A 12997-nucleotide genomic window follows, 5' to 3' on the forward strand; every position below is an offset into this window, starting at 1 on the left:
CGCTTACGCTGAAACCGCCATCGCCACAACCGCTTAAGCCGGGCTCATTGAATTCGAATGACAACTGTGTCCGCGGCGCCCGTGGCATCGATCACGGTGAGCCGCGCAAAGCCCGGCCCCGGCGGATCGATCAGGCGTTGGCGGCGGCCATCGATCTCGCCGCGCGCAGCGCCGTTAACCATGACGGTCATGGGCAGAACCCCGCCGGCGACCTTGACCGGCATGGCAGCGCTCTCGGGTCCGCCCGAGCGATCGACGTCGATGCGCGAGCCGTTCAGCGGAAACTGGATGTGCAGCGCCTGCTCGCCGCCGGTCCGCACCAGCTCTCCGACCGGGCGGAACCGTTTGAGGGGCAGCGGCAGTTTGGCGTTGCTGGCAACCAGAGTTCCCTTCGGCGGCTTCGGCAACGGAGCCAGCGTCTTGCCGGTCCGGGCGAAGGCGTCGAACAGGATGGGCGCGGCGGCGACGCGGCCGATCAGGCCGGGAACCGGCGCGCCGTCGGGCCGTCCGACCCAGACGCCGATGGTCATGCGTCCGTCGAAGCCGACCGACCAGGCGTCGCGATAGCCGTAGGAGGTGCCGGTCTTGAAGGCGATGCGGTTGTGGGCGGCGTTCTCCGGCGGCGGCGTGCCGAGCAGGACATTGCCGACCTGCCATGCCGCGACCGGATCCAGCAGCCGCATCGGCTCGCGGTCGTCGTTGGCGGCGACGATCTCGCGCAGCGGCTTGGTGGTTCCGAGACGGGCGAAGCCGGCGTAGAGCTGCGCAAGGTCCTGCAGCGTGACGCCGACACCGCCGAGGCCCATGGCAAGGCCCGGCGCTTCGTCCTTGGGCAGGATGAGGTTGCCGCCGGCCTGCCGCAGCCGCGATGCCAGACGGCTCGAGCCGACCCGGTCGAGCAGCACGATCGCAGGCACGTTCAGCGACAATTGCAGCGCCTTCTTCACGGGCACCGTGCCCTGGAAGGTCATGTCGAAATTTTCCGGCGCATAGGAGCCGAAGCGGACCGGACGGTCGTCGATCAGGCTGTCGGGATGGATGAAACCATCCTCGAAGGCGAGGCCGTAGATGAACGGCTTCAGCGTCGAGCCCGGCGAGCGAATGGCGCGGGTCATGTCGACCTGCCCTGCCCGGCTCTCGTCGAAATAATCGGCCGAGCCGACGCGCGCGAGCACATCGCCGCTCTCGTTGTCGACCACGATGATGCCGACCGAGATGTTGGGCCCGAGCGCAATGGCGCGGTCGCGCGCCAGCGGCTCCAGCACCTTCTGCAAGGTCGCATCCAGCGTCAGCTTGATGATCGGTGCGTCCTTGACCGTCGACATCGCCGCGTCGGAGGCGTGCGGCGCCAGGATCGGCATCGGCCTGCGCAATGTCGGCACCGGCACGGCCTTGGCTTGCCTGGCGTCGTCCGCGCTGACCACATGCTCCGAGACCATGCGATCGAGCACGCGGTCGCGCGCCTTGCGCGCGGCGTCGGGATAGCGGTCGAGCCGGCGCGTCTCCGGCGATTGCGGCAGCGCGACCAGCAGCGCGGCCTCGGCCAGCGACAGCCGCTTCGGCTCCTTGCCGAGATAGGCGATCGAGGCCGAGCGGATGCCTTCGAGGTTGCCGCCATAGGGCGCGAGCGCAAGATAGAGATCGAGGATCTGCTCCTTGCTCATGGTGCGCTCGATCTCGATCGCACGCACCATCTGCCGCAGCTTGGCGTAGAGCGAGCGTTGCCGCCGCGGCTCCATCAGGCGCGCCAGCTGCATCGTGATGGTCGAGCCGCCCGAGACGATGTGGCCGCGCGTGCCGAGCTGCAACGCCGCGCGCCCCAGCGCCAGCGGGTCGATGCCGTCATGGGCGTAGAAGCGCTGGTCCTCATAAGCGAACAGCAGCTTCAGATAGGTCGGATCGACGTTGGTCCTGGCGTCGACCGGCAGCCGCCAGCGGCCGTCGGCCATCGCATAGGCGCGCAGCAGCTTGCCGTTGCGGTCGACGATGGTGGCCGAGACCTGCCTCGCCTCGTCGAGCGGCAGCGGGCCGAGCGAATAGACCCAGCCGACGAAGCCGACGATGGCGAGGATGAAGGTGAAAGCGAGGGCTGAGAGGATGCGCATGATGGTGCGCCCTCCTCCACGACCGTCATTCGGGGGCGGCCCGAAGAGCCGAACTACGGTGCGCAATTGCGCACCGGAGAATCTCGAGATTCCGGGTCTGGTCCTTCGGACCATCCCGGAATGACGAGAACTATTGTCGGCCTCGCTCATCTCACCACTCACTTCGCCGCCCGCACCTCGACCGTACCCGTGCCGGTGCGGCCATAGCGCGAGGGATTGTACATGTCCTCGACATAGGCCTGCGGCAGCACGTATTTACCGGGCGAGACCGCGCGCACGACATAGGCGACGGTGAACACCGACTTGGAGTCCGAGGCGCGGTCCACGGCGGCGGTGAAGCGGTCGTCGCGGAACTCGGTATCCTCGGGCTCCTCGCCGTCCTCGATCCAGTCCAGCGTGCCGCTGTCGCCGGAGGAGACCAGCTTCGGATTGTCGATCTCGAGGCCCGCGGGGAGATAGTCGGACACCATGATGTGGCCGTACTCCGGCTTGGCCTCGGTGATCTTCAGCACCACCGCGAAGCGCTGGTTCTGCTTGATCTTGCTGATATCGGCGGGCTTGCCGTCGAGCGTGAAGTAGCTGCGCTCGATCTTGAAGCCGTTCGATGCCGCCGGCTCCGGCGTCACCGGCGAGCCCGACACCGAGACCACCGCCTGCACCGGCGCATCGCCGGTGTTGGTGATCTTCAGCGGCTTGCCGCTCAGCGTGTCCGACTTGTAGCTGCGGTACAGCGCGGTCTTGACCGGTTGGCCGTCGACCTCGATCGAGAGGTTCTCCTTGGCCAGCGCCCGCGCCGCCAGCACCAGCCACGCATTCTCCTGCGTGGAGGTGTAGGGCGTCAGCCCGCGCGCGGTCTCGACCCGGCTCACCGCCTGCGTCAGCGTCGCTTTCGGCGCATTGCCTTCGCTGGCGAGCGAGACCAGCGCTGCGGCATCGCGCAGCTGCGAGCCGTAGTCGGTGCGGCCGAACTCCAGCACCGGCTTTGGCGCGAGGCTGTCGAGCGCGGCACCATAGACGCGTTCGGCGCGGTTGCGGTCGCCGACCAGCGCGAGCGCCGCAGCAAGCTGCGACTTCGCAATCGGCGTTGCGAGGTTGGACAGCTTGGTATCGGCGAGATAGCGGAGGTCACCGATGGGAGCAGCGCCGTTGCGGGCGAGCACATAGAGGCCATAGGCGAGATCGCGGCCGCCGTCCTTCTCCGGCTCGTTGCCGTTGACGACGGAGTTGCGGATGCGGTCGAGCGCGTTCTTGAACAGGACATCCGGCACCGCAAAGCCCTTTTCGCGGGCGCGGGTGAGGAAGTCCGTCACGTACGCATCGAGCCACGCGTCGTCGCCGCCGGCCGACCACAGGCCGAACGAGCCGTTGGAGCCCTGACGGGCCAACAGCCGCTCGATGGCGTCGCGGATGCGCTGGTCGACCTCGGTGTCCATGGCGAGGTGCGCGCCGGCCGCGAGGTCGTTGACGTAGAGCAGCGGCATGGCGCGGCTCGTGATCTGCTCCGAGCAGCCATAGGGATAGCGGTCCAGCGCTTTCAGGATCGTCGCCGCATCGAGCGCGGTGGACAGGCTCGCCGAGACCGAGACGCTGCCGGTGCCCGGCACGAGGTCGGAGAACATGTCCGAGGTCAGCGTCAGGCTCTCGCCCTTCGCCAGCGTCCGGATCGAGCGCCGCGCCAAAACTTGCGTCGCCGCCTTGACGTCGAACGCATAGTGACGCGCCAGCGCGAGGCCGTTCGGACCCTTGATGTCGACGTCGAGCGTCGCCTGCCCCGCCGCGGTCGCGTCGAGCGCGAGCGTGAACGCATTGCGCTGCTTGGCGGCGAGCTTGACGGTGGTGGCGGGGTTGCCGGTCATCTTCACCGGGCCGCCGGTCTTGACGTTGATGACGTAGTCGCCGGCCTGGCCCTCGACATTGTCGATCTCGAGATTGACCGTGCCGTGGTCGCCGTTGAGCAGGAAGCGCGGCAGGGTCGTGGTCAGCACCACGGGATCGCGGATCACGACGTCGGTGTTGGCGCGGCCGAGCTTGGTCGCGGTCCATGCCACCGCCATGACGCGGGCCGTGCCGGCGAACTCCGGAATGTCGAAGCTCACTTCAGTAGTGCCATCGGCCCCGACCGTCACGATGCCCGAATAGAGCGCCAGCGGCTTTTGCGAGGGCGGCGAGCCCTGCAGGTCGGCCGCACCGGCATCGCCGCCGGACTTGATCTGGCCGCGCGTGCCCGACATGCCGTCGATGAGCTGCCCGTAGAGATCGCGGATCTCCGCGGAGAGACGGCGCTGGCCGAGATAGTAATCATCCGGGGCCGGCGGCTTGTAATTGGTGAGGTTGAGGATGCCGACATCGACGGCGGCGATGACGATCTTGGCGTCCTCGCCGGGATTGAGCCCGTCGAGCTTGACCGGGATCTTCAGCATCGCGTTGGGGCGGATCAGCGCCGGCGGCGTCAGCTTCACGGCAAGCGTGCGGGCCTGCTTGTCGATGCCGAACCATTTCAGGCCGATGGCACGGCCCGGCATGCGCTGGGCGGCGGCATCGAGCGGACGGCGCAGCGTTGCCACCACGTAGGCGCCGGTGCCCCAATCCTTGCCGACCGGCAGCTTCACCTGCGCGGTGCCTTCCCTAACGTCGACGGTCTGCGTCGTCAGCAGGCGGTCACCGAGCACGTTGATGGTGAGCTTGCCGGCAGAGCGAACGTTGACCGACACCGTCATGGTGTCGCCGGAGGAATATTGCGGCTTGTCGATCGAGGTTTCCAGCAGGTCCGGCGTGTCGGCGCTGCCGTCGGAGTACCAGCCGACGTCGAACTGCACCGAGGTCACGGGGCCATCGGCATCGTTCGACTTCACGTCCAGCCGGTAGCGGCCGGGCTGCGGGCTGAGCGAAATCCGCGACGGCTTGTCGGCGGCAATCGTGACGTCACCGTCGGAGACGCGCGAGGTCGACTTGACCGGCTCGTACTCCCAGTAATTGTTCTGGCGGTACCATTGGTAACGCGACTCCATCTTCAGCAGCTCGTAGCGCAGGCCGTCGCGGCGCAGCGTCTGGCCCTCGGGCGAGACGAACACGACGTCGAACTCGGCCTTGTCGCCCTCGGCGACGTTCTTGTCGCCGAACAGCGGCTTGATGCCGATCTGCGCCGCGGTCGGCGCGACCGGCAGCACGATCTTGCGCTCGACGGCGCGGCCGCCGGTCTCGACCATGCGGACGAAGATCTGCGCTTCCTGCGGACGCGTCGAGGCCGGCTGCTTGTCCAGCGTCACCGGGAAGGTCGCAACGCCATTGGCGTCAGCTTCGGGCAGGCCCTCCAGCGGCGTGCGCTCGTTCGAGGTGGTCTCCTCGTCGGCGACGCCGAACTGATAGCCAACAAAGCCAGGACGTCCGGCCGCAGGCGCGACCAGCATGTCGCCTTCGAGCGCAAGGCCCGAGGCCGGCGCGCCATAGAGGAAATGACCATCCGCCTTAAGCTCTACTGGAGCGTTAGCTTTGATCAGCTTGTCCTTGGCGGATAAGTCGAATTCGATCCGATCGGGGACGTAGTCCTCGACCATGAAGGTGGTCTCGCCGACGGAAGCGCCCTTCGGATCGGTGAAGGCGCGCACCCGCCATGTGCCGGTCGGCACGGCCGAGTTGAGCGGCACGGACAGCGTGCGGCCGCCGGCGCCCTGGTCGGCCAGCACGGCGCGGCGATATTCGACGCCGTCGGGGCGCTCGATGACGAGGGTCATCGGACCGCCGGTCACGGCATTGCCCTGCCCGTCGCGCAGCAGCGCGGTGAGGAAGACGGTCTCGCTGGAGCGGTAGACGCCGCGCTCGGCATAGACGAAGGCATCGGCGCCAGCGGGCACGGCGCGCCCCGAGACGCCGCGATCGGACAGGTCGAACGCCGAGGTCTTCAGGCTGAGGAAGGCGTAGTCGGCCTTCTCGCCGCTAACCGTGAGCATCGCCGGCGACAGGCCGCCCTCGCCGCGCGCCAGGCCCGCCTCGAACAGCACGTGGCCGCTCTCGTCGGTCTTGCGCGTCGCGAGGATCTCGTTGTTGCGGGCAACCAGCCGCACCTCGGCCTTGCCGACCGGATCGGTCGAGGCCAGCGAATTCACGAAGACATGGATGCCGTCATTGCCGGAGTAAGCGGCCACCCCGAGGTCCGAGACGATGAACCATTGCGTGGCGAGCTGGTACTCGTCGTCCGAGCCCGGGCCCTTGGCCGCAGCGGTCATCACGTAGACGCCGGGCTGCAGCTCGCCGAGCGCCTGGTCCACCGGGAATGCCGTGGTGACGTCCTGGTTCAGCGTCATCGCGGTCGAAAGCTCGCCGGTCCAGACCTTGACGCCGCGCTCGTCGCCGAGATCGCTGAGCTGGTACTTGGTCAGCGTCTTCTGGAAATCGCTGTCGACCACCGTGTTGATCAGGTTGCGATCGCCAATGCGGAAGACGTTGATGTTGACCGCGGGCGTGTTGACGCTGACCACGGGAATGCCGCGCTGGCCGGTCCTGGGCAGCACATAGGCGCGGCTGGTGAAGCGCACGAACGGCTTGCGGTCGCGGACATAGACGTTGAACTCGGCCGATTTCGGCAGCCCCTCCTTCACCGTGGACGGCAGGCCGGCGCGCAGATTGATGTTGTAGCGCTCGCCGTGCTTCAGCCCGTCGACGCAGAGCTGCTTGCCCTCGGCCGACAGTGCCGGCTTGTCCTGGCCCGCCAGCGCCAGGAACGGCGCGAAGTCGGTGCGCTTGGCGAGCTCCTCCGAGAACTGGAAGCAGGCGCGCGGGCTCGCCGAGTCCGAATCCACGGTGTAGTCGAGCAGGCGGAAGCCGTGCTCGTCGCGCATCTTCTCATATTGGCCGCGGACGTCGGCGACCTCGCGCATGTCGAGCGACAGCCGCAGCGCGTCCAGCGCCGGCCGCCACAGCTTGCGTTCGGCGAGCGACTTGCCGAGCACGGCGAGCGCGTCGGCCTCCTCGCCTGGGTTTCCGGCGCGGGTGTAGGCGATGTAGGCCGCGGTCGAGGCGCGCTCCAGCAGGAAGGTCTGCTCGCTCGAGTTCTTCGGCCAGATCTGGAAGATGACCTTGGCGAGCCGGAGCCAATTGCCGGCGTCCTCGGGCGTGGTGGCCGCGATCTGGCCGAGCACCGACAGGCCGGTGCGGTAGTCGTTGCGCTTGAAGGCGGCATCCGCATCCGTGCGCAGCGTCGCACTGGTCTTCGCGACCGGCCCTGCCTCGCTCTTGATCTGCGCCTCCAGCTTGATCGCGGAATCGGCGAGGTCGTCGCGCTTGAAGGCTTTGTCGGCGGCCTGCGCGGCCGACAGGCCGAGCGCCAGCGCTGCGCAGATTGTGACGGCGCGAACAAGACCGATCATGGATGGACTCCCGGGAATCGCGGACGAACGCCGCTGGTCGCATGAAATGCGTGGAAAGGTGACGGACTCAAGGCGATGGAACCAAAGGTGCAAATCGTCGCATTCGCCATGACAAGGCAGGCCCAGAGGAGACCGGCCGAGATACCGCCGCGCACGCCGTCCTGATGGCGCAGCAACACCTCACCGATCGTCCGGCGACCGCATCCCGGAAGCTGTTCAGCGTCTCCGGCGATGTGAACCATCGTCCGGTCCGCTGCCGCTCAACCCGGCACCCTGACACGCCACCGTTCCGCTTTGTCGCGGCATTGAGGAAAACGGTTCGGTTCAGGCTTGGCGAAAGACGAGATTTTTCATATTGGCATGCTAGATGAACGGCCAGCCGCCCCGCCCGGGCGGCCCAGGACGGTCCCGTAGCTCAACTGGATAGAGTAGCGGATTTCTACTCCGCGGGTTGCAGGTTCGAGTCCTGCCGGGATCGCCAGTGTTTCCTTCATAACATCAAGAGCTTGGCCGAGTATTGGCGTCGTTCTCGGGGCAAAACCGTATTGCGCGGCGCGGCGAAGCCCATCGTAGCAAATTCAATGCGTTACGCGGCATTTCAATCCGCTCCACGCAACACGGCGGCAACACCGCTTTTCGCTACCTGCTCACTGGAGACGCGCCATGATCCGCTTCTGGATCACCGAATTGCCTTGCGGGTGGCCGCCATCGTGCTCGCCCTCTTGGTGATCGTCCTCAAGGCTCAACAGCCCGAGCCAGGAATCGAATAGAGTGCGTCTATGGCCCTGAACACCAAGACCGTGCTCGTGGCACCGGCGATCGTTATTGCGCTTCTGGTCGTCGCGCGCATCCTGCGATACGAGCCGTATGGCGCGGACCAACACCGCAATCGCTACACCGGAGCAATTTGCAACGTCTCCGAAGAATGCTGGTTCAAGTGAGCGGTCGGTTCGGATTTGCTCGACGCTGCAGCATTGCTACGGCTGGCAGTAGCTCGCTCGCGTTCCGAACTGCCGATACGAATTTCAGTTCAGCTTCGTCTAGGACGCGGTACACTTTTGGGTGATCGCCGCTTTCAGGGCGGGAATCCATGAGCTGTAGGCTGCGGCCCGATAATGGACCTTATCCGGCATCATCGAGTCGGCCGTTGCTGGAATCCGAGGCTTCACAAAGGCGACGCCACGGGCGGCCGTCGCAGCGGCAATTTCCCGGTTCGTCGCCTCATCGGACGTCACAGCAACCGCCACAAGCGGGCGCTGCGAGAGCGGCTTGGCGGCATCAATCAGCGCAACGAAATCACTTTGCGCCGACGCCGATCCGATATCGTTTGCTCCTACCGTAAGAGCAACCAGGAAAGCGCCACGTTCGCCTAGGACACGCGTTGCCAACCGTTTCGCCTCTTGAATCGTTTGGCCACCAACACCCGCATTAATAACCGGATGCCCGCACAGCTCGCGCGGAAGAGCGGCCATCTCGGTAATGCTATCGCCGAGCACGAAGATGGGTTCGGCAGCGTCGGCCAGTGCGGCTGCAATCATGTATTCCCGCACGTCTTTGTGATCGTGGAATTCGTGGCGGGTCAGTTCGCCGATGCGGTCCTTGAGCCGGTGGACCTCCGAGAAAGCGGCTCCGGCCGCGATAAAACACACATCGGCCGCCGTCCACGGAATAGCTTTCCACAGTCCCATTGCAAATTTCAAAGATCATCATTCTTAGAAAGATGCAACCCGGCCACGTCGATCAATGGAAAGGCTCGCCAGCGTGGACCGGCGGGCCTCTTCTGCCCCACCAGTGCAAGACGTAGGCTCGCTCGGAAGCCGAGCCGGAAGGCTAGCAGGCGGATTAGGCGCACGGGCTCATTTCCATCGCTTGCTGCTTCGCCTCGTCGGGGTCGTCGTACTCCCCCGTCGGCGACGTCCAGCTCGTGGTCAGCGACGTAGCCCACGCTTCCCCTTTTCGCCTTTCGTGGCGCCGCAAGCCAGCGCTCGCGGGGGATAACGGTTCGGTGAACGAAACAACTTGCTTGTCGCTCGAAGCATACCGGAAACAGACGGAGCCTAGTCTGCGACATCAGATTTAGTGGGGAGACTGAACATGATTGCCCTCAAGCTCATTGCAGTTGCTCTTGGCGCCGGCGTCGTTCTTTCAATGTATTTCGGCGACCTCGGGGCTGACGTCGTGCTCGCCATCATCTCCTGCCTGGCATGATCGAATGCGCCCGCCAGCGTGAACTGGCGGGCATCACGGTTCAGCGGCCACCCGTCGAGATCCAATTAGGCCGCGCCCTGCTCTGGGCAGCCCCCCAGCATCTCGATCATGACGTGGGATGAAGTTGGCCCGCCACTTTGATGGCTGCATGCCGCGAGACGTCCACCACGACACGCCTTGATACGACGATGACCGCGGTCCGGCCCGCCGAATTTCGAACACGGCAAGCGCCGCCCGCCCGCGAGTTCCAACGCATTTCAGCGCCCAGGCTTCGACCGCACTCCCTGAAGGCCGTGTTTCGCGCGCAACTTGACATTTGATAAGGCGGGAACTTTCGGCAATCCGGTACATTGGAATTGCTGCTGATTTTTGAACTGTTCATCGCCGTACCGGATCCCTCAGGTCTGAGGAGTTGCCGTTGAACCGGGACTTAAAGGAATTCCGCAGACTCGAGCGCGCTTGCCGAGAGCATGCGGCTGTCGCTTCCTTCGACCTTGAGCGTGAGAGCCTGCTCAAGGTGGCCGAGTATTATCGAAAAGCTATCGAGGCCTTGCAGCGTAACCCGCAGCGGACAGCCGATCTGTAAATTTCCCAAGAGACAATCCAGCAGCGGCGAGCGGGCATTGGCCTCCATGCGGCATCGAAGCGCACGGATGGTTGGAACGCGCACCAGAGCGCAGCGTTCTCCCCGTCCCGCCTGACCTTTCATTCTCAGGGATCGATGGTAATGGGTTTGCCTGCAAGCTGGCGTCTCACGCTCGCGCCGATGTCGCTCGTCCAAATCGTCAGGCCTGCGACGACAGAGGCAAAACCCGCTAACGACAATCAGCTGGCCTGGCCCTTGATCGCGTTTCCCGCGGGATGGCACGCGTCGAATTAATCGTCAGGGCCTGCTACCGTCTGGAAGCTATTTGCACGCGAAAGCCCTTCGCCTCGATCGCGCGGATCAGATCCTGAAGATCGGGTGGAGGCGCTTGACCAGGGTCTGGGGCCGCGTGCATCGCCGCCACCAGCGCAGAAGGTTCGACCGCCAGAATTTTCGCCAAACGCCGGACCGTTGATGCGATCGGTACGCGCTTGCGGTTTTCCCACAGCCAGACCGAAGCGACGGAGACGCCGAGTAGATCGGCCAGCGCGACCAACGTCATCTTCCTGGCCTGCCGAAGCTCGCGTAGGCGGGCTCCGAAGACCGGACTCTTGCTCGTCCTCGGCATCCTCAACTCCCCAGAGTCGAGCGCCTACGCGATTCCGAGCGTACCCGACACATCATATGTTAGCGGCGCATTCAAAACCGCCGAGCGGCCGAGCCGGGCGCATCAACCTTGGGAGCCGCCGGCTACGGGCGTCGCGCACCTTTTGCCGGCGGTCCGTTCGGACTCGCCTGTTCGAGACGAGCGCCAATCAAAGCCGCGCATTGCCTAAAGTTCCTGACTTCCGCCCGGCAAATTGCTGCGCCTCTCTCAGATCATTCCTCGCCGGGGTGGCCGGCCATAGCTCGCACGCAACTCCATCTCCGTCACGATCGTGATGATTCTTATCCAGCACAACGCCAGCCAAACGAACGTTCAGCCGAGCCACGGTTCTTCACGAACGCGTGGGTGCGCCCTCACTGGGCTTTGAACCGGCCATATCAGCCCTATCTATGCGCCGGGCGGCGTTACGCCCGAGAAGGACCCTGATGCCGCTGTCCGAGTGGACGAGAATGGCCATCGCATCTGCCGTGGCCGTGATCGCAATATCATTTTTGGCAATTGATGCCGGCGTCGTGAACACCGGCGCGATCGCAAGGCGCGTCGAGACGGCAAGGGCGTCCGTTGTCGATGCGGTGGTGCGGCAGCACCAAGTCGCTTTCGCCGTGCAGGCGTGGGCGCGAGGCAACGACAAGCCGCTTCCGGAGAAGCAGCATCTGGAGCAGTGCCTGGCGATCGACTGATCGAGGTCCGCCGTCTCGCGCATCATTTCCAATCCGCCACCTGGTGCGTTCGCCACCACTCCGCAATCGCCGCAGCCAGATCATTCCACAGCTCCGCCGGCAGATCCGGCACCGCCACGCGAACGCTGAACTCGTCCGTGGTCGCATTGTGAAACCATTCGGTCGCGGCAAAGTCGAAGCCGAAGCTGCCGGCGTGGCGGATCGGGAAGCTCGCCCGGCCGAGATCGCGGCTCATCGCTTCTGCGGCCTGCCGCGCGCCGGCCTCATCGAGGGGGAGCCTGCTGCGCAAAGTGACGTACAGCCCGTGGGTGAAATGAAGCTCGGCCGAGAGCGACCGGAGCTCGCGCGCAAAAAGCCGGGTCGCATGGCGGCCGTTGCGCAGGATGATTGCGATGCGTCGTTTGGTGAGAGCCCAATAGGCCTCCGTTCCCACAAACGGAGGAAAATGCGCCGGCAGCGGCGCACCGCCGAGAAGCCGCACGGCGTCACGTGACTCTGCCGCGAGGCGTCCAGCCAGCGAATCTTCGGCGCGCTCACCGCCCCAACCCACGAACACCGCAGAGCCGAGGCGCCCGTACTCCACGCCGAGCGAATCGAGCTTGGTATGGCTTCGCACCATCACCACCGGAATCCCGCTTCGCCTCGCCCAGCGCAGGACGCGCCTGATGCGGCCCGACCGGCCGGCAAAGCATGTCGTGTCGAAAATCATGAGATCGAGACCCGAACCGTCACTGTGCAGCGCTGCTTCGAACGCGGCAGCGGAGACGCAGGAATCCAGCAGGAGGATTTTCGGCGCATCGGCACGAACCGAGACATTCGCAAACGGCGAGCTCAACGTGACGAGCCGCAGCTCCGGGACGAAGCGCTCGATCAGCTCCAATGTCTCGCCGTAGGAGCCCGGCAGCACCAGGATGTCGGCGCCGACGATGATCCGGGTGGCCGCAAGCAGCAGCGCGGAAATCGCGGCCATGCCGGAAGCGGTATAGATCGTCTCGCTGTAGCAGCCGGTTTCATGCTCGTAGAACGAGGGACCGTCCACCTTCAGATCCGCGCGCTGATAATCGTAGCTGAACGCGAACGGACCGCTGGTCGGCGAAGCCGTGGCCGACCAGGATGTCTCCGTGGCCTTCCAGTCCTGCAGCGCGTGTTCGGCGCGCAGCGCGGCCGTCAGCTGGAATTTGGTCTTGATCACCTCGTCCACCGAACGTGGACACGGTACGTGGCGAGGGTTGCTCAGGCAGCCATTCAGCAGCCCGATCTCCCTGTTCTTGCGCTGCAGATAGGCCTCGATGGTCTCCATGTGGCTCTTTGGCGAAACGTCTCGTCGTTCAACGCCGGGCGCAAGCAGGAGGTCCAAACTTCAGTGCGATCGAGGACGATGCCGACAA

Annotated in this window: 10 protein-coding genes and 1 tRNA gene; 4 read left to right on the forward strand and 7 right to left on the reverse strand. The window is 65.3% G+C overall.

Going from position 1 to position 12997, the window contains the following annotated elements; genetic code table 11:
* Window positions 1-44: 44 nt before the first annotated feature.
* The 3 genes from pbpC to JQ617_RS07710 form a co-directional block, all read right to left on the reverse strand.
* Complete coding sequence (gene pbpC / locus JQ617_RS07700; protein WP_212025631.1) at window positions 45-2105, reverse strand: penicillin-binding protein 1C; 2061 nt, start codon at window positions 2103-2105, stop codon at window positions 45-47.
* A 158-nt stretch (window positions 2106-2263) separates the two neighbouring features.
* Complete coding sequence (locus JQ617_RS07705; RefSeq protein ID WP_212025633.1) at window positions 2264-7468, reverse strand: alpha-2-macroglobulin family protein; 5205 nt, start codon at window positions 7466-7468, stop codon at window positions 2264-2266.
* Window positions 7465-7710, reverse strand: coding sequence for a hypothetical protein (locus tag JQ617_RS07710; protein WP_212025635.1), 246 nt, complete (start codon window positions 7708-7710; stop codon window positions 7465-7467). Before JQ617_RS07710 ends, JQ617_RS07705 begins: the two co-directional genes overlap by 4 nt.
* A 162-nt stretch (window positions 7711-7872) precedes the next feature.
* Here JQ617_RS07710 and JQ617_RS07715 point away from each other — a divergent pair.
* The 3 genes from JQ617_RS07715 to JQ617_RS07725 all read left to right on the forward strand — a co-directional run bounded on the left by JQ617_RS07715 (window position 7873) and on the right by JQ617_RS07725 (window position 8409).
* Window positions 7873-7949, forward strand: a tRNA-Arg gene (locus JQ617_RS07715).
* Window positions 7950-8049: 100 nt separating this feature from the next.
* The gene (locus JQ617_RS07720; protein WP_212025637.1) at window positions 8050-8238 is read left to right on the forward strand and encodes a hypothetical protein; all 189 of its coding nucleotides are present in this window, start codon (window positions 8050-8052) and stop codon (window positions 8236-8238) included.
* Window positions 8239-8247: 9 nt separating this feature from the next.
* On the forward strand, window positions 8248-8409 hold the full coding sequence (locus tag JQ617_RS07725) for a hypothetical protein (RefSeq protein WP_212025639.1): 162 nt from the start codon (window positions 8248-8250) through the stop codon (window positions 8407-8409).
* Window positions 8410-8508: 99 nt separating this feature from the next.
* Here JQ617_RS07725 and JQ617_RS07730 read toward each other — a convergent pair whose 3' ends face one another.
* From JQ617_RS07730 to JQ617_RS07740, 3 genes are all read right to left on the reverse strand, one after another.
* Window positions 8509-9156, reverse strand: coding sequence for an SGNH/GDSL hydrolase family protein (locus JQ617_RS07730; protein ID WP_212025641.1), 648 nt, complete (start codon window positions 9154-9156; stop codon window positions 8509-8511).
* Window positions 9157-10106: 950 nt separating this feature from the next.
* Window positions 10107-10310 (reverse strand): hypothetical protein, encoded by a 204-nt coding sequence (locus tag JQ617_RS07735; protein WP_212025643.1) that lies wholly within the window; start codon window positions 10308-10310, stop codon window positions 10107-10109.
* Between the two features lie 259 nt (window positions 10311-10569).
* Window positions 10570-10890, reverse strand: coding sequence for a helix-turn-helix domain-containing protein (locus JQ617_RS07740; RefSeq protein WP_283842038.1), 321 nt, complete (start codon window positions 10888-10890; stop codon window positions 10570-10572).
* A 488-nt stretch (window positions 10891-11378) separates the two neighbouring features.
* On the opposite strand from JQ617_RS07740, the gene JQ617_RS07750 reads away from it, so the two are divergent.
* Window positions 11379-11609 (forward strand): hypothetical protein, encoded by a 231-nt coding sequence (locus JQ617_RS07750; protein WP_249156701.1) that lies wholly within the window; start codon window positions 11379-11381, stop codon window positions 11607-11609.
* A 22-nt stretch (window positions 11610-11631) separates the two neighbouring features.
* Here the strand turns inward: JQ617_RS07750 and JQ617_RS07755 are convergent, their stop codons facing one another.
* Window positions 11632-12909, reverse strand: coding sequence for a hypothetical protein (locus JQ617_RS07755; protein WP_212025650.1), 1278 nt, complete (start codon window positions 12907-12909; stop codon window positions 11632-11634).
* Window positions 12910-12997 lie beyond the last annotated feature (88 nt).

The organism is Bradyrhizobium sp. KB893862 SZCCT0404 (assembly GCF_018130885.1).
GTDB classification, from domain to species: domain Bacteria; phylum Pseudomonadota; class Alphaproteobacteria; order Rhizobiales; family Xanthobacteraceae; genus Bradyrhizobium; species Bradyrhizobium stylosanthis.